The 20,268-nt window shown below is 64.5% G+C and carries 19 protein-coding genes; 11 read left to right on the top strand and 8 right to left on the bottom strand.

Going from position 1 to position 20,268, the window contains the following annotated elements; genetic code table 11:
• Positions 1–172 precede the first annotated feature (172 nt).
• From AC3G7M_RS17375 to AC3G7M_RS17360, 4 genes are read left to right on the top strand one after another with little or no spacing between them, the layout of a single operon-like run.
• The gene (locus AC3G7M_RS17375; RefSeq protein ID WP_489213386.1) at positions 173–1,237 is read left to right on the top strand and encodes an acyltransferase family protein; all 1,065 of its coding nucleotides are present in this window, start codon (positions 173–175) and stop codon (positions 1,235–1,237) included.
• Positions 1,238–1,277: 40 nt separating this feature from the next.
• On the top strand, positions 1,278–2,600 hold the full coding sequence (proS, locus tag AC3G7M_RS17370) for a proline--tRNA ligase (RefSeq protein ID WP_489213385.1): 1,323 nt from the start codon (positions 1,278–1,280) through the stop codon (positions 2,598–2,600).
• Positions 2,600–3,853, top strand: a complete 1,254-nt coding sequence (locus tag AC3G7M_RS17365; protein ID WP_489213384.1) for a lipoprotein-releasing ABC transporter permease subunit — start codon at positions 2,600–2,602, stop codon at positions 3,851–3,853. Before proS ends, AC3G7M_RS17365 begins: the two co-directional genes overlap by 1 nt.
• A complete protein-coding gene (locus tag AC3G7M_RS17360) occupies positions 3,846–4,526 on the top strand; it encodes an ABC transporter ATP-binding protein (protein ID WP_489213383.1) in 681 nt (226 codons plus the stop codon). Before AC3G7M_RS17365 ends, AC3G7M_RS17360 begins: the two co-directional genes overlap by 8 nt.
• Before the next feature lie 22 nt (positions 4,527–4,548).
• Here AC3G7M_RS17360 and AC3G7M_RS17355 read toward each other — a convergent pair whose 3' ends face one another.
• Entirely contained in the window at positions 4,549–4,905 is a 357-nt protein-coding gene (locus tag AC3G7M_RS17355; protein WP_489213382.1) for a hypothetical protein, read from the bottom strand.
• Positions 4,906–5,070: 165 nt separating this feature from the next.
• Here AC3G7M_RS17355 and dnaE point away from each other — a divergent pair, with 165 nt between their 5' ends.
• Complete coding sequence (gene dnaE, locus AC3G7M_RS17350) at positions 5,071–8,496, top strand: DNA polymerase III subunit alpha (protein ID WP_489213381.1); 3,426 nt, start codon at positions 5,071–5,073, stop codon at positions 8,494–8,496.
• Here dnaE and AC3G7M_RS17345 read toward each other — a convergent pair.
• Complete coding sequence (locus AC3G7M_RS17345; protein WP_489213380.1) at positions 8,493–9,080, bottom strand: TetR/AcrR family transcriptional regulator; 588 nt, start codon at positions 9,078–9,080, stop codon at positions 8,493–8,495. The genes dnaE and AC3G7M_RS17345 overlap by 4 nt on opposite strands.
• 118 nt (positions 9,081–9,198) lie before the next feature.
• Between AC3G7M_RS17345 and AC3G7M_RS17340 the strand changes: the two genes are divergently transcribed.
• Positions 9,199–9,954 (top strand): SDR family oxidoreductase, encoded by a 756-nt coding sequence (locus tag AC3G7M_RS17340; RefSeq protein ID WP_489213379.1) that lies wholly within the window; start codon positions 9,199–9,201, stop codon positions 9,952–9,954.
• A gap of 15 nt (positions 9,955–9,969) precedes the next feature.
• Here AC3G7M_RS17340 and AC3G7M_RS17335 read toward each other — a convergent pair whose 3' ends face one another.
• The 4 genes from AC3G7M_RS17335 to AC3G7M_RS17320 form a co-directional block, all read right to left on the bottom strand.
• Entirely contained in the window at positions 9,970–10,641 is a 672-nt protein-coding gene (locus tag AC3G7M_RS17335; RefSeq protein ID WP_489213378.1) for a CPBP family intramembrane glutamic endopeptidase, read from the bottom strand.
• Between the two features lie 38 nt (positions 10,642–10,679).
• Positions 10,680–10,916, bottom strand: a complete 237-nt coding sequence (locus AC3G7M_RS17330) for a CsbD family protein (RefSeq protein ID WP_489213377.1) — start codon at positions 10,914–10,916, stop codon at positions 10,680–10,682.
• A 67-nt stretch (positions 10,917–10,983) separates the two neighbouring features.
• Positions 10,984–12,441 (bottom strand): cryptochrome/photolyase family protein, encoded by a 1,458-nt coding sequence (locus AC3G7M_RS17325; RefSeq protein ID WP_489213376.1) that lies wholly within the window; start codon positions 12,439–12,441, stop codon positions 10,984–10,986.
• Between the two features lie 28 nt (positions 12,442–12,469).
• The gene (locus AC3G7M_RS17320; RefSeq protein WP_489213375.1) at positions 12,470–13,081 is read right to left on the bottom strand and encodes a GDP-mannose pyrophosphatase; all 612 of its coding nucleotides are present in this window, start codon (positions 13,079–13,081) and stop codon (positions 12,470–12,472) included.
• A 46-nt stretch (positions 13,082–13,127) separates the two neighbouring features.
• Here AC3G7M_RS17320 and AC3G7M_RS17315 point away from each other — a divergent pair, with 46 nt between their 5' ends.
• Entirely contained in the window at positions 13,128–13,943 is an 816-nt protein-coding gene (locus AC3G7M_RS17315) for a DeoR/GlpR family DNA-binding transcription regulator (RefSeq protein ID WP_489213374.1), read from the top strand.
• Here the strand turns inward: AC3G7M_RS17315 and AC3G7M_RS17310 are convergent.
• The gene (locus AC3G7M_RS17310) at positions 13,940–15,163 is read right to left on the bottom strand and encodes a PA0069 family radical SAM protein (protein ID WP_489213373.1); all 1,224 of its coding nucleotides are present in this window, start codon (positions 15,161–15,163) and stop codon (positions 13,940–13,942) included. The genes AC3G7M_RS17315 and AC3G7M_RS17310 overlap by 4 nt on opposite strands.
• Positions 15,164–15,554: 391 nt before the next feature.
• Between AC3G7M_RS17310 and AC3G7M_RS17305 the strand changes: the two genes are divergently transcribed.
• From AC3G7M_RS17305 to AC3G7M_RS17290, 4 genes are read left to right on the top strand one after another with little or no spacing between them, the layout of a single operon-like run.
• Positions 15,555–16,682 (top strand): extracellular solute-binding protein, encoded by a 1,128-nt coding sequence (locus AC3G7M_RS17305; RefSeq protein ID WP_489213372.1) that lies wholly within the window; start codon positions 15,555–15,557, stop codon positions 16,680–16,682.
• A 42-nt stretch (positions 16,683–16,724) separates the two neighbouring features.
• Positions 16,725–17,669, top strand: a complete 945-nt coding sequence (locus AC3G7M_RS17300) for an ABC transporter permease (RefSeq protein ID WP_489213371.1) — start codon at positions 16,725–16,727, stop codon at positions 17,667–17,669.
• A 15-nt stretch (positions 17,670–17,684) separates the two neighbouring features.
• The gene (locus tag AC3G7M_RS17295) at positions 17,685–18,527 is read left to right on the top strand and encodes an ABC transporter permease (RefSeq protein WP_489213370.1); all 843 of its coding nucleotides are present in this window, start codon (positions 17,685–17,687) and stop codon (positions 18,525–18,527) included.
• On the top strand, positions 18,527–19,615 hold the full coding sequence (locus AC3G7M_RS17290) for an ABC transporter ATP-binding protein (protein WP_489213369.1): 1,089 nt from the start codon (positions 18,527–18,529) through the stop codon (positions 19,613–19,615). Before AC3G7M_RS17295 ends, AC3G7M_RS17290 begins: the two co-directional genes overlap by 1 nt.
• Here the strand turns inward: AC3G7M_RS17290 and AC3G7M_RS17285 are convergent.
• On the bottom strand, positions 19,577–20,263 hold the full coding sequence (locus tag AC3G7M_RS17285) for an endonuclease/exonuclease/phosphatase family protein (RefSeq protein WP_489213368.1): 687 nt from the start codon (positions 20,261–20,263) through the stop codon (positions 19,577–19,579). The genes AC3G7M_RS17290 and AC3G7M_RS17285 overlap by 39 nt on opposite strands.
• Positions 20,264–20,268 lie beyond the last annotated feature (5 nt).

The following is a 20,268-nucleotide window of genomic DNA, read 5'->3' as shown; positions in this document are numbered from 1 at the left end:
ACTGGCGTTTCCTCCCTAAACTTGGCCCGCAGCGCTTTAGCGCGCGGGCCTTTTCTTTAGCTATGCAAACGCCCCCTGTCACGCGATATTTTCAAAAAAATCATTACCCTAGCTTGAGTTTTCAGGAATTACTGAAGAAGCGAAATGCTCAGTAGAAGCAGGCGGGGATAACGTGACTGCAGCCGATGATCCGCGCGCAGATCTGCCCGATCTCACGGCCGCACGGGGTCTGCTGGCGCTATGGGTTTTCCTCTATCACACCAACCTGCATTTGGGTTTTGCCGCGGACGGGGGCTTCGTCAGCCGCGGCTATCTGGGCGTCGATGGTTTCTTCATCCTGTCCGGCCTGGTGCTTGCGCATCGCTATCCATGGCCGCTGCAAAGCCTCGCGTCCTGCGGCCGCTTCTGGTGGCGTCGCTTCATCCGCCTCTATCCTACAGCTCTCGCCATGCTGCTTCTGCTGGGCCTGGGCTTTCTCATCGCGCGATCCGGCGGGGTGCATCCGCATCAGGCGCTGCGGGCCAGCGGGCACGAATTCATCCTGCAGCTGTTTCTGCTCAATGGCCTGGGATTCAGCGGCGGCTGGACCTGGAACTATCCGTCCTGGTCGATCAGCACGGAATGGGTCGGCTATCTGTGCTTTCCGCTTCTCATGCTCGGGCAGGCCCGTCTGGGGCTGCGCGCCGTGCTTTATGGCCTGATCGCACTGACGGGAGTGCTGCTGGTGGTGAGCCTGGCCTCTCCGGCGGGTCTCAATCTCAGCTATCAGGGCGCCTTGCCGCGGTTTCTGCCGGAATTCGCAGGCGGCATGCTGCTCGCCCGGCTGCAGCGTCTGGGGTGGCCGCGTCCGTCCTTGGCGGGGCTGGGCATCGTCGGCCTGGTTGTGCTTGCCCTCGGCCTGTGGCTGCGCCGGCACTGGCTGATCGGCGATGCGGTTGTCGCGGTCGCGTTGTGGGGGCTGCTCGGAGCGCTGGCGGCCGGGCCGCAGACCGTGTTTGCCCGTCTCCCCGGCCTGATCCGCCTCGGCGCGCTCTCCTACCCGTTCTACATGGCCTATGCGCCGGTCGAGGTCGTCATCACCCGTTTCTGGGGCCTGACCCATAGCGATCCGGCGCGATTTCCCTATTTGTGGCTGGTGCTCTTCTTCCTGGCCGATATCGCTCTTGCCTGGATGACCGCGCGCTATGTAGAGCGCCCTGCGCTACGCCATCTGGCGGGGCGGCGCCTGGACAGCTAGGGTCCGCCCCAGCCCAAAGCCGAGAAAGAATGCAACGCCGATGCGTCTATCCCAAAGCCTGATCCCGACCCTCAAGGAAGTGCCTGCCGAGGCACAGATCGCCTCGCACCGCCTCATGCTGCGGGCGGGCCTGGTGCGGCAGACGGCCGCCGGCATCTATGCCTGGCTGCCCGCGGGCCTGCGCGTTCTCAACAATATCGCGGATATCGTGCGGGAAGAGCAGGATGCGGCGGGCGCTCAGGAAGTGCTGATGCCCACCATCCAGCCAGCGACACTCTGGCAGGAAAGCGGCCGCTACGAGGATTACGGCCGCGAAATGCTGCGCATCAAGGACCGGCATGAGCGCGACCTGTTATACGGACCGACCAATGAGGAGATGATCACCGATCTCTACCGTCAGTCGGTGAAGAGCTACAAGGAACTGCCGCAGGCCGCCTATCATATTCAGTGGAAGTTCCGCGACGAGGTACGTCCGCGCTTCGGCGTCATGCGCGGCCGCGAATTCCTGATGAAGGATGCCTATAGTTTCGACCTCGATTATGCGGGGGCGGTGATCACCTATCGCCGCATGATGCTGGCCTATATGCGCACCTTCCAGCGCCTGGGCGTGAAGGCCATTCCGATGGTCGCCGACACCGGGCCGATCGGCGGCGATCTCTCCCATGAATTCATCATCCTGGCACCGACCGGCGAAAGCCAGGTCTTCTATGACGCGGCCTTTGAGGATGTGGACTATGGCGCCGCCAATTTCGACATCACCAAGCCGGAGGATCTCGATCGTTTCTTCGGCGTCATGACCAATAACTACGCGGCGACCGACGAGAAGCATGACCTGGAGGCCTGGGGTAAGGTTGCCGAGGACCGCCGCCGCGAGGGCCGCGGTATCGAAGTCGGCCATATCTTCTATTTTGGCACCAAATATTCGGCCGCCATGAACTTCTCCGTCACCGGGCCGGACGGGCAGAAGCTGTTCCCCGAAATGGGCAGCTACGGCATCGGCGTCAGCCGCATGGTGGGTGCGTTGATCGAAGCGAGCCATGATGATGCCGGCATCATCTGGCCGGATAGCGTGGCACCCTTCAAGGTCGGCATCCTCAACCTCAAGCAGGGCGACGCGGTGACCGATGCTCTGGCGGAAGAGGTCTATGGCAAGCTCCGCAAGGTGGCGCTCTATGACGATCGCAGTGAGCGTGCGGGCGTGAAGTTTGCGGATGCCGATCTCATGGGCCATCCCTGGCAGATCATCATCGGGCCGCGTGGCGCCGCCAATGGCCTGGTCGAGCTGAAGCGCCGCGCGACCGGCGAGCGTGAAGAACTGAGCCTGGAGGCAGCGCTCGCCAAAACCGGTCTGAACGCCAGCTGATGTTCGGTCCCTTTGAGCGTACCGTCGCCGGGCGCTATCTGCGCGCCCGGAAGGGCGAGCGATTCGTCTCCGTCATCGCCATCTTTTCACTGATCGGCATCGCCCTCGGCGTCGCGACGCTGATCATCGTGATGAGCGTGATGAACGGTTTTCGGCAGGACCTGCTGTCGCGCATTCTGGGTCTCAACGGCGATCTGGGCGTCTATGGCGCCGGAGGCACGCAGATCACGGATTATGACGCGACCGCCGGCACCATCCGCAGCATTCCCGGCGTGGTGAGTGCGGCCGCGGTCTATCAGGGCGAGATTCTGCTGACCGGCGCCCATGGCGGCGCCACGGGTGGCGTCGTGCGTGGCATCAGCGAGAAGGACTTGCAGGCGCTCACCTCGGTCTCCCACCACATTCTGGCGGGTTCGATCGACGCCATGCAGGGCGATGATGCGGTGATCGTGGGCTCCGGCCTGGCGCAGCAATTGGGCCTGACCGTCGGCAATGACATCACCTTCGTCAGCCCCCAGGGCAATGCGACGGCCATCGGCACCATTCCCCGCATCCGTGCCTATAAGGTGGTCGGCATCTTCAATGTCGGCATGCAAGAATACGACTCAACTTTCGTCTTCATGCCGATCGCGGCTGCGCAGACCTTCTTCGATGCGCCGGGGAAGGCGACCCAGATTGAGGTGACCGTCAAAAATCACGACGACGTCGGTGCGGTGAACCGGGCGATCCGCGCGGCGCTGCCGGGCAAGCCGATTTCCGTCATCGACTGGCAGCAGTCCAATGACAGTTTCTTCGCGGCTGTGACGGTGGAACGCAACGTCATGTTCCTGATCCTGACGCTGATCATCGTCGTCGCCGCCTTCAACGTCATCTCCTCCATGATCATGATGGTGAAGGACAAGACGCGGGATATCGCCGTGCTGCGCACGCTGGGCGCCAGCCGTGGGGCCATCATGCGCATCTTTCTGATGGCGGGTGCCTCCATCGGGGTCACCGGCACGCTGATCGGCTTCGTTCTCGGCGTCGTCTTCTGCGCCAATATCGAGCGCATCCGGCAGTTGCTGGAACATGTCACCGGCACCACGCTGTTCGATCCGACGGTCTACTTCCTGGAGCAGCTTCCGGCCGTGCTGGACTGGGGCGAGGTCACCACCGTGCTGGTGATGGCGCTGGTGCTGTCGCTGCTCGCAACCCTCTACCCGTCCTGGCGCGCGGCGCGGACCGATCCTGTGGAGGCGCTGCGTCATGAGTGAAGCTTTGGTGATGGAGGCGGTACGCCGCACCTACCGCACGGATGCCGGCAGTCTGGACGTGCTGACGTCGGTCGATCTGACTTTGCGGGCGGGAGAGATCGTGGCGCTGGTCGCGCCCTCGGGCTCGGGCAAATCGACGCTGCTGCATCTGGCGGGGCTGCTGGATCGGCCGGATGCCGGGCGCGTGCTGATGGACGGGCGGGACGCAGGCGCTTTGCCGGACAATGCGCGCACCGCCATCCGGCGTGACCGCGTCGGCTTCGTCTATCAGTTCCATCATCTGCTGGCGGAATTCACGGCGCTCGAAAATATCGTGCTGCCGCAGATGATCGCGGGTGTGGCACGCAAAACCGCGGAAATGCGCGGTCAGGCGCTGCTGGCGGCCTTCGGCCTGGGCCATCGCGTCAAGCATCTGCCGGGGAAGCTGTCGGGCGGCGAGCAGCAGCGGGTCGCGATTGCGCGGGCGCTGGCGAATAAACCGTCAATCCTGCTGGCGGATGAGCCGACCGGCAACCTGGATACCAAGACCGCCGATATCGTCTTCAACGAATTGCTGAGCGCGGTGCGCGACCAGCGCGTGGCCGCCCTCATCGCGACCCATAATCCTGATCTCGCAGCGCGGATGGATCGCCGCGTGACCTTAGAGGGCGGACGGCTGGTCGATCTGCCCTGACGCCTGGCACTCGGAGCGGGGGTCACGCCCAGACGTTGACCCCGCCTTCGGCGGCGGAAACCCCGGACTGTGTCCCCACCGCCGCCGTGCGGGAGGTGCTGGTACTGACCACGGCGCCGACTTCATTGGTGATCGTCGTCGTCGCGACGCCATCGGCCCGTGTGGTCACCGTCTGCGTATAGCCGGGCGGGGAGACCGAGGTGACGGTGGTACTGATGATCATCTGCGACGCGGATTCGACCCCCGCCCCGACGGGCGTGGGTGGCAATGGGGCCGCGGGCGCGGCTACGGTCGCCTGCGGTGCGGCGGCGGGCGTCTCGGTTGCGGCGGGGGCAGGCGTTGCCGCGGTCGCCGCTATACCGGTCAAACTGGCGCTCATCTGTCCCTCGACAAAGATGCGGGTAGCGGTTGTGGTCCGCTCCTATTCGACTCCCTGGCGGAAAGTTTTCCTGGGCATTTACGGGGCGTTATTAGGCCGGTCCCAGGCGCGTGCAATGCACAGAGACCGCTGCCCGACTCGCCTGTGATGGATTAGGCTTGGCCCATGACCTCTGCCAGCTTCGTCCATCTGCACACCCATTCCGCCTATTCGCTCAGCGAAGGAGCGATCAAGGTCGACAAGCTGATCGCGCTTGCCGCCGGTGACGGCATGCCCGCGCTGGCGCTGACCGATAGCAGCAATCTGTTCGGCGCACTGGAATTCGCCCAATACGCCGCGGGCAAAGGCGTGCAGCCGATCATGGGCTGCCAGATCGGGTTGTCGCGCACCGATCTGCCGCGTCTGGCGCCCGATCCGATTGTGGTTCTGGCCCAGACCGAGGCGGGTTTTGCGAATCTGCAGCGCCTCAGCTCGGTCACCTTTCTGGAGACCGAGACCGGCCTGCGTCCGCAGGTGAGTTTCGAGCGGCTGGCCGAATTGTCCGAAGGGCTGTTTCTGCTCACCGGCGGCACCTTCGGGCCGGTCAACCGGCTATTGGCCGAAGGGCAGCGGGCCGAGGCCGCGCGCCTGCTCGCGCGTTTCGCGGAGCTTTTCCCCGACCGCATGGCGGTGGAGCTGCATCGCCATGGGCTGGCCGTCGAACGCGCGATCGAGCCCGGCATCCTGGCGCTGGCGGATGAGATGGGGCTGCCCATCGTCGCGGCCAATGATTGCTATTTTGCCACCGCCTCGATGCACCAGGCCCATGACGCGCTGCTCTGCATCGCCGAAGGGCGGGTGCTGTCGGAGGCCGACCGCCGCCACGTCACGCCGGAGCATTGGTTCAAGCCGGCGGCCGTCATGCGGGAGCTGTTCCGCGATCTGCCGGAAGCCTGCGACAATACGCTTGCCATCGCTCAGCGTTGCGCGGTGATGGCCGAGACCCGCAAACCGCTGCTGCCCGTGTGCCCCAAGGTGGGTGAGGGCATGACCGAGGAGGAGACGGTTCGCCGCATGGCGGAGGAGGGGCTGGCGAAGCATCTCGACCGCATGAAGCCCGATGACGCAACACGGAAGATCTATACAGACCGCCTGGAGTTTGAACTCGGCGTCATCGCCCGCATGGGCTTCCCCGGCTATTTCATGATCGTGGCCGACTTCATCCAATGGGCCAAGGCGCGCGACATTCCGGTGGGGCCGGGACGCGGCTCGGGCGCGGGCTCGCTCGTTGCCTATGCGCTGTCCATCACGGCGCTCGACCCTCTCCGCTTCAGCCTGCTGTTCGAGCGGTTCCTGAACCCGGACCGAGTATCGATGCCCGACTTCGATATCGACTTCTGCCAGGATCGCCGGGACGAGGTGATTTCGTACGTGCGCCATGAGTATGGCGCCGATCGCGTGGCCCAGATCATTACCTACGGTAAGCTGCAGGCGCGTGCGGCTGTGCGTGATGTCGGCCGCGTGCTGGGCCTGCCTTTCGGCCAGGTCAATCGTGTGGCGGAGCTGATCCCCAACAACCCGGCCAAGCCCGTCACGCTGAAGGAAGCGGTGGACGGTGAGCCCAAGCTGCAGCAGATGCGCGACGAGGACGAATCCATCCGCCGCCTGCTGGAAATCGCGCTGCAGCTGGAAGGCCTGTATCGCCATGCCAGCACGCATGCGGCCGGCGTCGTCATCGGTGACCGTCCGCTGACCGAGCTGGTGCCGCTGTACAAGGACCCGCGGTCCGACTTCCTCGTCACGCAATATTCGATGAAGCATGTCGAGCAGGCGGGGCTGGTGAAGTTCGACTTCCTGGGCCTGACGACGCTGACCATCATCCGCCGCGCCATCACCTTTCTCAAGGGTCTGGATATTGACGTCGATATCGACACGCTGCCGCTGGATGATGTAGCAACATACGAGATGCTGCAAAAGGGTGATGCCGGCGGCGTCTTCCAGTTTGAAAGCCAGGGCATGCGCGATGTTCTGCGCCAGATGCGCCCTGACCGGTTCGAGGATCTGATCGCGGCTGTAGCCCTCTATCGTCCGGGACCCATGGCCAATATCCCGGCCTATTGCCAGCGCAAGCATGGCGAACCCTGGGAGCCGCCTCACCCCGATATTCACGACGTCCTGTCCGAGACCTATGGCATCATGGTCTATCAGGAACAGGTCATGCAGATCGCCCAGAAGCTGGGCGGCTATAGCCTGGGTGCAGCCGACCTGCTGCGCCGTGCCATGGGCAAGAAAATCCGCGCGGAGATGGAGACGCAGCGCCAGATCTTCACCGATGGCGCTATGGCCCAGGGGATCGCGGCCGAGAAGGCCGGCGAAATTTTCGACCTGATGGCGAAGTTCGCCGATTATGGCTTCAACAAGTCCCATGCGGCAGCTTACGCGCTGGTTGCCTATCAGACCGCCTGGATGAAGGCCAACCATCCGGTGCCCTTCATCGCGGCCTGTATGAGCCTTGCCATCAGCAATACCGACAAGCTGGCGGCCTTCCGCCAGGAAGCGAACCGGATGGGCATCACCATTCTGCCGCCGGACATCAACCGGTCCGGGGCGGATTTTACGGTGGAACGTCTGCCGGACGGCAAGCTCGCCATCCGCTACGCGCTGGCGGCCGTCAAGCGCGTCGGCCAGTCGGCGATGGAAGCGGTCACGGCGGCGCGCGCCGCCAAACCCTTCGAGAGCCTGGCGGATTTCGCCGAGCGCGTGGACCCGAAGCTGCTCAACAAGATGCAGCTCGAAAACCTCATTAAGGCGGGCGCCTTCGACCATCTCGACAATAACCGCGCGCATCTTTTTGCGGGGGCGGAGATTTTGCTCAAGCGCGCGCAGGCGACCGCCGAGGATCGCGGCAGCGGCCAGATCGGCCTGTTCGGCGGGGCAGGGGCGCGGCCCGAGCCGCTGCGCCTGCCGGATCTTTTGGACTGGCCGATGCTGGACCGGCTGGGGTTCGAGGCCGAGGCGATCGGATTTCATCTCACCAGTCATCCGCTGGACAGTTTCGGCTCAACCCTGCGGCGCCTGGGTGTCACCACCAGCACGCGCCTGCAGACGGTTGCCGAAAACGGGGTCGGCCGCGTGAAGGTTGCCGGTATCGTTGTGGGCTCACCCAAAGTGCGGCCGACCAAGACCGGCGGCCGCATGGCCTGGCTGCGCCTGTCGGATAGCGGCGGCAGTTTCGAGGTCACGCTGTTCAGCGAAGTGCTGTCCCGTTCTCAGGAGTTTCTGCGGGAAGGCAGTGCGCTGCTGGTGACGGTCGATCTGCGCATGGACGGTGACGCGCTGCGCATCACGGCGCAGGATGTCGCCTCTCTAGAAAAAGCGGCGGCCGGGGCCGGGGTGGGCTTGCGCGTCTGGCTGTCTGAAACGGCGGCGGTTGCGCATATCCGCGCTCTACTAGCGCAGGAAGGGTCAGGCCGCGGTGAGGTCTATCTCTGCCCGCGGCTCGATGCCAATCGCGAGGCGGAGATCAAACTGCCCGGACGCTTCAATATCTCACCCCGCCTGGCCGCCGCGCTGAAGGTCATGCCCGGTATCTCGGCGGTGGAAGAGGTCTAGCCCGCGCCGTAGCGCAGCCCGTCCAGCAACAGGGCGATCATGCGCTGCGCCTGGTCGGGCGACTGGGTGTAGCCCGACATGCAGAGGCCCGATACGGCCCGCAGGAGATCGTCGGCATCGACGTCGCGCCGGACGGTGCCAGCCTGCACCGCGCGGTCGAACAGACGATGGAAGGCGGGGCGCAGGCGTTCCTCAAAATGCGCAGGGAGGGCGGCATAGGCGGGGTCTCCCGTGTGCAGGGCTTGGGCGAGGCCGCGCTTTGTGCCGACAAAGGTCGCGTAATGCTGCAGCCAATGCGTCAGAGCCTCAAAGGGTGGATGAGCGGCGGCCAGCGTCTGGGCGGCATCCGCGCAGCCATCCATCTCGCGGCGGAAGACGGCGGCAATGAGGGTCGCGCGCTGCGGAAAGCGGCGATAGAGCGTGCCGAGCCCCACCCCTGCTTGGTCCGCGATCTCACGCACAGGGGCATCCACGCCTGACTTTGCGAAGACGATCTTGGCGGCTTCCAGCAGGGCATCAAGGCTGCGCTGGGCGTCGGCGCGCAAGGGGCGCCCTTCGACGGGCAGGGCAGGCGGCTTGGTCACGCGGATCTCACTTGCAAAACGGAACAATGTTCCGTATTTAACGGATCAAGGTTCCGTTTCTAGCAGCCTATCCCGGCAGTGCGGGCGGAACAATGCCAACCAGATCCAGGAAACAGCCATGACGCAGACACCCATCGCCCTCGTCACCGGGGCCAATCAGGGGATTGGCCTGCAGATCGCGAAAGATCTTGTCTCGCACGGCTATATTGTGCTCCTCGGCGCCCGCAGCGCGGAGCGTGGCCAGGCGGCAGCAGACGAGATCGGCGGCGGGGCGCATGCGATCCAGCTCGATGTCACCGACCCGGCCTCGATCGCCGCCGCCGCTGCGCGCATCGGCGATGAATTCGGCCGGCTGGACGTGCTCGTGAACAATGCGGCCATCTCCAACACCGGACGCCTTCATTTCGAGACGGTTGCGGAATATGCGCAGACAACCAAGCCGAGCAATGTCCCGCTGGAGGAGATGCGCGCCGTGTGGGAGACGAATGTGTTCGGCGTGCTCGCCGTCACCCAGGCCATGCTGCCCTGGCTGCGCGCGGCAGACGGTGCGCGGATCGTCAATGTCTCAAGCACGGTCGGCTCGCTGACGCGGAATTCTGACCCGGCTTTTCCCTATCGGTCGATCTTTGGCCCGGTTTATCCGGCGTCCAAGACCGCGCTCAATGCCCTGACGGTTGCGCTGGCGATTGAGCTGGAGCCCGAGGGAATCAAGGTGAATGCCGTCTGCCCGGGCTATACGAAGACGAATCTCAATCGATATTCCGGCACGCAGACGGTGGAGGAAGGGGCGCGTGAGGCTGTGCGCCTCGCACTGATGGGAAAAGACGGCCCCACGGGCGGCTTTACCAGCAATGAGGGCGCCGTACCCTGGTAAGCTGCGTCACCCGCTTTAGTGATGCCAGGCCGCGCCGGTATAGAAAAACCGGCCGAGGCCCACGGTGAAGATAAGGCAACCGTAAAGACTGTGTTCCAGACAGGTGAGCGGCAGGGACCTGTGGCGCGCATAGTCGCGCGCAAACAGCAGGCCGCCCGCCGCCGTCATGGCGACCGCGATCCAATTGAGGAAGATGATATGGGCGAAGCCGAAAGCGGCCGCACTCATCAGAATTAGCGCGATATCGGTGCGGAACAGCGCGCGGTAGCGATGAAACAGCAGGCGCCGGTACAGCATCTCCTGCGGCCAGACTGAGAGTAGCGGATACAGGACCATGATCAGCGCCCAGAACAGCGAGCGCTGGCGCGGTAGGCTGAGGAAAAGGTGAGGCCAGACGGCCCAGGTCACCAGGGTGATGAGCGGCGCGAGGACCGCGAAACGGAGGGCTATGCCGCTGATTTCATGCGCCAGCCTTGTCTTGGGCACGGTTTGGTGGTTGCGCGTACCCGCCCAGGCGATCAGCGCGCCCAGCCAAAGCGCCACGAACAGAATACCGGCGCGGTAGATGGCCAGAATGGCCAGCGGCCCGCCTATAAAGATCGCCGCGCATTCGACCGCCAGCCACACACGGAAAAGCCCGGAGGCAGTGGGCCCCCGGGCTTCGCGCGATAGAATATCACAGCTCATGCCGGCAGAGGCTGCCAGCGATTTCGTCCGATCAAGGCTTAGATGACGCGAAGGCGGCCGAGGATATAGCCGATCGCGAGAATGGCGAGACCGGCAACCAGCGGCTGCTCGCGGATGCGGTCGGTCGCTTCCCCAAGATAGCCTTCGGCCTGACCGCGCGCGGTGCGATAGCGGCGGCGCGCGACGTCCTGCGCGTCATCCGCGAAGTCGCCGACGGCATCCTGAATGCGACCGGCGGCGTCGCGGGCGGAGTCGGAAAAGTTGCTGCGGGCCATGGCGATTGTCCCCTAGATTGTTGTTTTGAGCAGATAGGTCGGGCAGCCAAAGTTGCAAGACAGCGGCTTACTCGTTTCGTCCCGTGATCTGCTTCAGGGCGGCGAGTGCCCGTGCACGGCCTTCGGCGAGATCGATGATGGGCTTCGGATAAGTGCGGCCAAGACTGACCTTCGCCGCGCGCAGTATGTCGTCCGGCGCGGCCCAAGGCTCATGAATATAGGCGTCGGGCAGGGCGGCAAGCTCAGGCACCCAGTGCCGGACATAGCGGCCGTCGGGATCGAACTTCTTGCCCTGCAGCACGGGGTTGAAGATGCGGAAGAAGGGCGCGGCGTCGGCGCCGCTTCCCGCCACCCATTGCCAACTGACGCAGTTGCTGGCGAGATCGGCATCGACCAGCGTATCCCAAAACCAGTGCTCCCCCTGCTGCCACGAGATCAGCAGATGCTTGATGAGCAGGGAGGCGGTGATCATGCGCACGCGGTTATGCATCCAGCCGATCGTCCATAATTCCCGCATTCCCGCATCGACGATGGGAATGCCGGTCTGGCCGCGCTGCCAGGCGCGCTCGGACGCTGCATCTTCCATCCAGGGAAAATCCGCGAATTCCGGCCGCAGCGGCTGATCGACCAGATGCGGATTGTGCCAGAGCAGGTGGGCCGCGAATTCCCGCCACAGCAGTTCCCGCCGATAGGCGGCGATGCCGGCCTGACCCTTGGCCTCTCCCACCGCCTCCCACACCTGCCAGGGCGATATTTCGCCCCAATGCAGATGCGGGGAGAGGCGGGAGGTGCCAGATTCTCCGGGCAGGTCGCGGGCTTTGCTATAGCCATCCACGGTGCCTGCGACGAAATCGGCGAGGCGCCTGGCCGCACCGGTCTCGCCCGGCGTCCAGGCTTCCACCATGCCGCGATCCCAAGGGATTGTGGGCAGCAACTGCCAATCCGCGAGCTTGTCCGACCTCGGGTTTGGCCCCTTGGCCAGATGAAGGGGGGCAGGCGCGGGTGGGCGCACATGGACCTGCGCCTCAAAAGCCTTGGCAAAGGGTGTGAACACGCTGAAGGGCTTGCCCGCCTGGGTCTGCACCTTATGCGGGTCATGCAGCAGCGTCGTGCGATGGCGGTGCAGCCGGCAATCCTGGCCCTGCAGGGCGTCGGCGACCGCGCGGTCGGTCGCACGATCGCCGGGATCGGGCATGAAGCCGGTATGGATGGCGCGGGCGCCGGTCTCCGCGGCCAGTGCTGCGATCGTCTGCGCGGCATCACCCCGGCGTAGAACCAGCCTGCTGCCCAGCGCATCGAGGTCCTTGGCGAGGCTCGTCAGGCTGTGATGCAGCCACCAGCGGCTGGCCGCCCCGATAGCGCGCTGTGGTGCTCTGTTATTGTCATCCAGAATGAAAACCGGGATGACCGGAACGCCGCTTTCTGCCGCCGCGGCCACGGCATCCTGGTCGGCGAGGCGAAGGTCGCGCCGGAACCAGAGCAATACGGGTCTCTGGCCCGCCGCCGAATCGTGCTTTGTTGTCATTACGCCCGTAACCTTGCCGCAAGGCTGGTTAACGGGCTAGGCCGGCCGACGGATGCGCGTCTGGGAAGAGATGCAGGGCCGCGTATTGCAGTAGCATGATGGTCTTGCCATCGCGGATCAGACCGTTCTCGATGCCCGCGAGAGCGTCGTCGATGGAGATTTCCATGACGCCGATATCCTCGCCCTCATCGGCATTGCCGCCGCCGGGACCGATGCGGTCGGCCAGCGCATAGGGTGCGACGAAAAAGAAGAGTTTTTCGGTGACGGAGCCAGGGCTCATATAGGCCTCAAAGACCCGTCTCACCGGGCCGAGACGAAAACCGGTCTCTTCCTCCACCTCCGCGCGGATGCGGGCCTCAGGCTCTGCCGCATCCAGCAGCCCGGCCGGCGTCTCGATCAGCAGATCGTCATGGCCATTGACGAAGGCCGGGTACCGGAACTGCCGCGTCAGCACCACCTGCCGCCGCGCCAGATCATAGAGCAGGATGGTCGCGCCATTGCCGCGGTCATAGGTCTCCCGCCATTGCTCCTGCCAGGTGCCGTCGCTGCGGCGGAAGCTGAAGCGCGTCTTCTTCAGCAGATACCAGTCGGCGGCGAGGGTCTTGACCTCATGCACCTGGATACGGTCGTGAACGCTCATCCCAAGGACTCGCTTGTCGTGATTTCGTGACAAAGCGTGCATAATCGTGCAGAGTCAAGAAAATTTGGACGGTTTCGTGATGCTCACGCCCGAGCGCAAAGCGCTTATTCTGGACCGTCTCCGGCGGGATGGCCGCGTCATTGCCAAGCAGCTGGCCGAAGAACTAGCCCTGTCGGAGGACACGCTGCGGCGCGATCTGCGGGAACTGGCGGCCGAGGGAAAGCTTTTGCGCGTGCATGGCGGCGGCTTGCCGGCGTCCCCCGCGACGGCGGCACTGCCGGCGCGCTGGGCGGTGGCGCCGCAATCTAAACTGATGGTGGCCGAAGCCGCCGTCCGGCTGGTGCAGCCGGGCCAGGTGGTCATTCTGGATGGCGGGACGACGGCAGCCCAGGTTGCGCGTCTGCTGCCGCATGATGTGAAGGCGACGGTCGTGACCCACAGCCCCAGCATTGCCGTGGCACTCGCGGGGCATGACAATATCGATGTCGAAATCATCGGCGGTCGGCTATTCAAGCATTCCCTGGTCGCCATGGGCAGTGTCGCCGCCGCCATGATCGCCGGCATCCGGGCCGATATCTTCTTCATGGGCGTGACCGGCGTGCATCCTGATTTCGGCGTCACCACGGGCGATGCCGAGGAGGCGGGCATCAAGCGCGCCCTGGCAGCCCAGGCGGCGGAGACGGTGGTGCTGGCCTCGGCTGAGAAGCTGGGCGCGGTATCACCCTTCCGCATCCTGCCGCTGGACCGGGTCGATACGCTGATCGTCGAGGCCGGGGCCGGCGAGGCGGTGCTTGCCCCCTATCGCGCCACGGGCCTGACCCTTGTGGAAGCAGGACAAAGGCCAGTCCCGCCCACCGCTTAAAACAGCGACATCTGCTTTTCAGGCGCGCTATGCCCCGGCGGGGTCCGAAGCCGGTCGGGCACGCGGAATTGCGTGATGTCGAGCTTCGCCATGGCGCTGTCCAGCCCATGCTTGCGGGTCGCCTTCTGAAAACGCTGGGCGATGAGATCGGCATAGGGGCCGGTGCCCGTGAAACGCTGGCCGAAGGTTGCGTCATTCAGCGCGCCGCCGCGCACCTGGCGGATCAGGCTGAGCACATGCTGCGCGCGGCCTGGCACATGCTGCTGCAGCCAGGATGCGAACATCTCCCGCAGTTCCAGCGGCAGGCGCAGCATAACATAGCCCGCGCGGTCGGCGCCGGCCTGGGCTGAGGCCGCGATCAGCGCCTCCAGCTCGACATCATTGAGGCCTGGGATCATCGGCGCGGCGAGCACGCCCACCGGCACGCCGGCCTGCTTCAATGCGGTGACCGCACGCAGCCGCAGCAGCGGCGCCGAGGCGCGCGGTTCCATCACCCGCGCCAGCGCCGGGTCCAATGTGGTGACGGAGACAAAGACCTGGGCCAGACCACGCGACGCCATGTCGCGCAGAATGTCGAGATCGCGCAGGACAAGGGCGGATTTGGTGACAATGCTGACCGGATGGCCGAAATCGCGCAGCACTTCCAGCACCTGCCGGGTGAGTTGCAGGCGCCGCTCGATCGGCTGATAGGGATCGGTATTGGCGCCGAGCGTGATCGGCCTCGGGTCATAGGACGGGCGGCACAGCTCCTTTTCCAGCAGGGTCGCGACCTCGGGCTTGAAGAGCAGCTTGGTCTCAAAATCGAGGCCGGGCGAATAGCCAAGATAGGCGTGGCTGGGCCGGGCGAAGCAGTAGATGCAGCCGTGCTCGCAACCGCGATAGGGGTTGATTGAGCGGTCAAAGCCGATGTCGGGGCTGGTGTTGCGGGCAATCACCGTGCGCGAATGGTCACGGATCAGCGTCGTCTCTAGCGCCGGCAGGTCGCCGAAACAGGCCTCGAGCGAGCCCCAGCCGTCATCGGTCGCGACCGTCTCCCGTGCCTCAAATCGCACGCCCGGATTGGTGGTTGCACCACGGCCGGCGCGGGCGAGGCTGGGGACGGCCGGCAGCGCCCGGTCGCTGCCGCGGCTGCGGGTGATGCGCACAGGGTCCGGCCCTGTCCGCTGAGGGCGGGGGTGGACGGGTGCAGCCGATGGCGACAGGCTTTCAGTTTCGAGCATCGGGAGCCTCCTTCGTCAGAAGGAGGTTCGCGCCTCGCCCGGCCTCAAGTCAAGAACAAAATAGGAACACTCGTATTTGCTTTCGGACTGTTTTGGAAAAATCTTTGTTTTTCAATGCGCAAGATGGAGGCAGATCTAGGCGGCTGTCGGATTCGGCCAGCGCCGGCGGCGTGGCCATTCAATCGGGATGGTTCCATCCTTCACAAAGAGTCACAGCCCTGTGAGTTGTCTGGTAACTGTCATAAAAGTGACGTTGTCCAGCCTCGCGTCCGGCTGTATCGGCCTTCTCTTGGGCGGATGCGCCTCACCCGTCCTGCCCTCGGCGGGAACGTGCTTGTCCTAGTCTGGTCTCTGCATCGCTCTCTTCACAGATTTGTATCAGGAGCCTTTAATGCCGAACGAAAAGTCGCTTTTCGGCCGTCGTGACTATGCCAAGCTTGGGCTGGCGACGATGGCGGGCGCTGCGCTCGCCTCTGTGCCCGGTCTGCGCTCTGCCCGCGCCGCCGATAGCCTGGATGCGCTGATCGCCGCCGCGAAGAAGGAAGGCAAGCTCAACGTCATTACCCTGCCGCGTGACTGGGCCAATTACGGCGCCATCATGGACGGGTTCACGGCGAAATATGGCATTGCCATCGACGACGCCAATCCAGATGGCTCCTCCGCTCAGGAACTCCAGGCCGTTCGCACCCTGAAGGGCCAGGACCGCGCCCCGGATGCGCTTGACATCGGCCCGTCCTTCGCTTCGATCGGCGTGAAGCAGAACCTGTTCACCCCCTACAAGGTCGCCACCTGGGACACTATCCCGGATGGCATGAAGAACCCCGACGGTCTGTGGGTCGCTGACTATTTCGGCGTCGTCTCGATCGCGACCAACACCAATGTCGTGAAGAATGCGCCGCGCAGCTGGGCCGATCTGAAGAAGCCGGAATACAAGGGCATGATCGCGCTGAACGGCAGCCCGCTCGGTGCCGGCGCGGCTTTCGCCGCCGTCTTCGCGGCCGCCCTCGGCAATGGCGGCTCGCTCGATGACATCGCACCGGGCGTGAAGTATTTCGGTGAACTCGCGAAGCTCGGCAACCTGAACCCGGCGGCGGCCACCGGTCCGGCGCTGCTCGTCAGCGGCCAGGCGCCGATCGTCATCAACTGGGATTACCTGTCGCTCGGCTATCGCGATGCCGCCGTCGGCAAGGCCACGATCGAAGTGGTCGTGCCCGAAGGCAGCCAGCCTTACGGCAGCTTCTACTGCCAGGCGATCCCCTCGGACGCGGCGCATCCGAATGCCGCCAAGCTGTGGCAGGAATGGCTCTATTCCGATGAGGGCCAGCTGCTGTTCCTGGCGGGCTATGCCCATCCGGCGCGTTATGCTGATCTCGCCAAGCGCAACCTGATCTCCGCCGCCCTCTCTGCCAAGCTGCCGCCGGCGGCGCCTTATGCGAACATTACGTTCGCGAGCCAGGAGCAGGTCGCCAAGGCCCAGAAGACGCTGGCGACCCTCTGGCCGCAACTCGTGCATATCTAAGACGTCGCGCGAAAGCCGACGACGAAAGGATTGGGGGGTTCAGTGAGCCAGACAGGCAATACCGCTACGCCTCAACCCGTAGCATTCGGGGGGCCAAGTGCCCCCCGCATCGCGGAATCCGCGGGAACCGGCGGCCTGAGCGCCATGCTCGGGCGCGTCATTCCGTGGATTTTCGTCGGTTTGTTCCTGCTGTTCGTATTGGCCTTCCTGATCGCACCGACGGTCGTGCTGATCGTGCAGACCTTCATCGGCGACAAGGGCTTCACGCTCTCCTACATCGCCGGACTTTGGGACTATCAATATCGGGTCGCTTTCGAGAATTCGATCATCCTCGGTGTCGCCTCGGCTTTTACCGGCCTGATCGGCGGCTTCCTGCTGGCCTATGCCAGCCTGCAACCGGGCGCGCCCTCGGTCCTGCGTACCATCGTCACGAGTTTCTCTGCGGTCGCCGCCAATTTCGCGGGCGTGCCGCTGGCCTTTGCCTTCATCTCGACGCTCGGCAGCCTCGGCTTCGTGACCATCCTGCTCAAGCATCTGGGTATCAACATCTACGGTATGGGCTTTTCGCTATACTCGCTCACGGGAATGACGATCACCTTCGCCTATTTCCAGATCCCATTGATGCTCATCATCATCACCCCCGCGATCCAGGGTTTGCGTGCGCAATGGCGTGAAGCATCTGACGGTCTGGGTGCGACGAGCTGGCAGTATTGGCGCCTCATCGGGCTGCCGATCCTGACGCCCTCGCTGCTCGGCGGCTTCCTGCTGCTGTTTGGCAGCGCCTTCTCGGCCTATGCCACGCCCTATGCCCTCACCGACGGCAATATCGCGCTGGTCACCATCGATATCAGCAACGTTCTTTCGGGCAATGTGATGTCCGACCCGCAGGTGGGGGCCGCGCTCTCAACCGGCATGATCCTCGTGATGGCGGTTGTGCTCGTGATCTACTCCTTCGTGTCGCGTTACGCGGCGCGCTGGCGGCGATAGGGAAGGGGATTGGTCATGAGTGTCACCGCTTCTGAAGTTGAGGCCCCGCTGCCGAAGCGCAGCGCCCGCAAAGCCTATGGTGCCCGCAGAACGCTCAGTCTCGGGAACTGGATCATCATCGCGTTCGGCGCCGTCTACTTCATCACGCCGCTGGTGATGACCGGAATCTTCAGCCTATGGGAAGGCGGCAGCAAATACGGCTGGTCTGCCTATGGCATGATGTTGAGCGCGCCCGGCTTCTGGTCGAGCCTGTTCCTGTCGCTGCGCCTCGGCATAGAGACGATGATTCTGACCTTCGTGCTGCTCGTGCCGGCGATGATCTTCGTGCATCTGAAGGCGCCGAAGCTGAAGCCGCTGTTTGAATTCATCTCGAACCTGCCTTTCGTTATCCCGGCTGTGGCACTCATTGCCGGTCTGACGACGGTCTATACGGGTCCATCCTGGCTGATCAGCACGCCGAACTATCTCGTCATTCCGTATTTCTTCCTCTGCCTGCCTTATACGTTCCGGTCGCTTGAGGTCGGGCTTGGCACGCTGGACGTGCAGACGCTGACGGAAGCAGGCCAGTCGCTCGGCGGTGGCTGGGGACAGATCATCTTTCTGGTGATCCTACCCAATCTGCGCACCGCCCTGGTCGGCGCTGTGCTGCTCATCATGACCACCGTCATCGGTGAATTTACCTTTGCCAGCGTGCTGCTGTTCCACAACTTCGCGGTCTTCATCAACGATACCGGGCAAAATGCGATCACCGAGGCGGCTGCGCTCTCGCTCTTCGCCTTCCTGCTCACCTGGGTCTTCATGCTTGGCGTCTTAATAACCAGCCGCCGCGGCGCGGCTACTGTCGGAGGGGCGCATTGATGGATAGCACCGCGCATATCGCAATGTCGGGCGTCACGCTCACCGGCATCCGCAAAACCTACGGCCCGCGCGCCGTCCTCAAGCAGATCGACATGGAGCTGGCACAGGGGGAGCTGCTGTGTCTGCTCGGCCCTTCGGGCTGCGGCAAGACGACGCTCTTGCGCATCCTGGCCGGGTTCGAGACCCCGGACCATGGCCAGGTGCTGCTGAACGGCCAGGACGTCACCCATCTGCCGCCCAATAAGCGCCGCATGGGCATGGTCTTTCAGGCCTATAGCCTGTTTCCCAATATGACGGCCTTGCAGAATGTCCGCTTCGGACCGCGCGTACGCGGCCTGGGCGATACGAAATCGCAGCTGGCCGAAGCCGAGCGCCTGCTCGGCATGGTGGGCCTTGCCGCCCATGTGCATAAATTCCCGCATCAGATGTCGGGCGGTCAGCAGCAGCGCGTGGCGCTGGCCCGCGCGCTGGCGGTGAAGCCCGATATTCTGCTGCTCGACGAGCCGCTATCGGCGCTGGATGCCAAGGTGCGCACGCAGCTACGCTCGGAAATTCGCCGCATCCAGCAGGAAACCGGCATCACCACCGTGTTCGTGACGCATGACCAGGAAGAGGCGCTGTCCATATCCGACCGCGTCGCGGTGATGAGCGAAGGCCATGTCCTGCAGATGGCACCACCGGCCGAGATCTACCGGACCCCGGCGGACGGCTTCGTCGCGCGCTTCATCGGCGCCGGCGGCGTGCTGGCGGGCACTACGGATGGCGCCGGCGTGCGGGTGGGCAATGCCTATCTGCCGGCCTATGCCGCCAGCCATCAGGCGGTAGGCAGCGCGGTTGAGCTGTTCCTACGCCCGGAACATGTGACTTTGAGCGGCCGCGACGTCACCGCGCCGGCCGGCGCCGTGCCGGCGACCATCCAGGAAGTGACCTTTTTCGGCTCGCTGACGCGCATCAAGCTGGGCCTGGATGACGGCGAGGCCGGGGAGATCTGGGCCGATCTGCCGAGCGACCATGCCGGGCGCTTCGCGCTCGGCATGCCGGTCTGGGCCTCATGGGCGCCGGAATCGCCCCGCGTTCTGGCGCGCTAACTGCGCGGCCCGGGCCAGCAGGCGGCGCGGGTCACGCAGGCCCGGCTGGGTATCGGCAGCCCGGATCAGCCGCACCATGATCGCGTGATGGTCTGACCCAGCGCGGCCCAGCACGGCCGCTTCCTGGCAGATCAGGCCGCGAATGACGCAGCGGTCCAGCCGCAGCGGCAGCAGATCGCTCATCCGGTGGGTGGCTGCGCGCGGCCCCACATCCTGAAAGCCCGGCAGGAGCGGCGGTCCGACCAGATTATAGTCACCCAAGATGGCCGCATGGGCAGGCAGATGCTCGGCGACATGGCGGAGCTGGCGGCGGTTGAGCAGTTGGGAATGTGAGAGATGGACATTGCCGACGCTGAAAGGGCCCAGGTCGGCGATCAGCGCAATGCGGCGGACGACGGTGCCGGCCGGTAGGGTGACGACAGTCGGCACGCTGACGGGTGGCTTTGCCGTCCAGATGGCAAGGCCGTGCCGGCGGCCTGGCAGGGGGATGCGACTGTAGCTGCCCCCGATGATACGCGGCAGATCATCGAATTCGGCGGTCACTTCCTGCATCAGCAGCGCATCGGGCTGTTCCTGCGCGACGAGATGGGCGACCTCACCCACGGCCGCGCCCTCCTTGTGCAGGAGATTCCAGCTAATCAATTTCATGTCGA

Source organism: Acidisoma sibiricum (genome assembly GCF_057837225.1).
This window is presented reverse-complemented; position numbering and strand designations above follow the sequence as displayed.

Excerpts from the sequence above, each read along its gene's own strand:
- proS (WP_489213385.1), top strand. The coding sequence starts at position 1,278 with ATGCGTCTATCCCAAAGCCTGATCCCGACCCTCAAGGAAGTGCCTGCC.
- AC3G7M_RS17365 (WP_489213384.1), top strand. The coding sequence starts at position 2,600 with ATGTTCGGTCCCTTTGAGCGTACCGTCGCCGGGCGCTATCTGCGCGCC.
- AC3G7M_RS17360 (WP_489213383.1), top strand. The coding sequence starts at position 3,846 with ATGAGTGAAGCTTTGGTGATGGAGGCGGTACGCCGCACCTACCGCACG.
- AC3G7M_RS17355 (WP_489213382.1), bottom strand. The coding sequence starts at position 4,905 with ATGAGCGCCAGTTTGACCGGTATAGCGGCGACCGCGGCAACGCCTGCC.
- dnaE (WP_489213381.1), top strand. The coding sequence starts at position 5,071 with ATGACCTCTGCCAGCTTCGTCCATCTGCACACCCATTCCGCCTATTCG.
- AC3G7M_RS17340 (WP_489213379.1), top strand. The coding sequence starts at position 9,199 with ATGACGCAGACACCCATCGCCCTCGTCACCGGGGCCAATCAGGGGATT.
- AC3G7M_RS17335 (WP_489213378.1), bottom strand. The coding sequence starts at position 10,641 with ATGAGCTGTGATATTCTATCGCGCGAAGCCCGGGGGCCCACTGCCTCC.
- AC3G7M_RS17330 (WP_489213377.1), bottom strand. The coding sequence starts at position 10,916 with ATGGCCCGCAGCAACTTTTCCGACTCCGCCCGCGACGCCGCCGGTCGC.
- AC3G7M_RS17325 (WP_489213376.1), bottom strand. The coding sequence starts at position 12,441 with ATGACAACAAAGCACGATTCGGCGGCGGGCCAGAGACCCGTATTGCTC.
- AC3G7M_RS17320 (WP_489213375.1), bottom strand. The coding sequence starts at position 13,081 with ATGAGCGTTCACGACCGTATCCAGGTGCATGAGGTCAAGACCCTCGCC.
- AC3G7M_RS17310 (WP_489213373.1), bottom strand. The coding sequence starts at position 15,163 with ATGCTCGAAACTGAAAGCCTGTCGCCATCGGCTGCACCCGTCCACCCC.
- AC3G7M_RS17305 (WP_489213372.1), top strand. The coding sequence starts at position 15,555 with ATGCCGAACGAAAAGTCGCTTTTCGGCCGTCGTGACTATGCCAAGCTT.
- AC3G7M_RS17295 (WP_489213370.1), top strand. The coding sequence starts at position 17,685 with ATGAGTGTCACCGCTTCTGAAGTTGAGGCCCCGCTGCCGAAGCGCAGC.
- AC3G7M_RS17290 (WP_489213369.1), top strand. The coding sequence starts at position 18,527 with ATGGATAGCACCGCGCATATCGCAATGTCGGGCGTCACGCTCACCGGC.
- AC3G7M_RS17285 (WP_489213368.1), bottom strand. The coding sequence starts at position 20,263 with ATGAAATTGATTAGCTGGAATCTCCTGCACAAGGAGGGCGCGGCCGTG.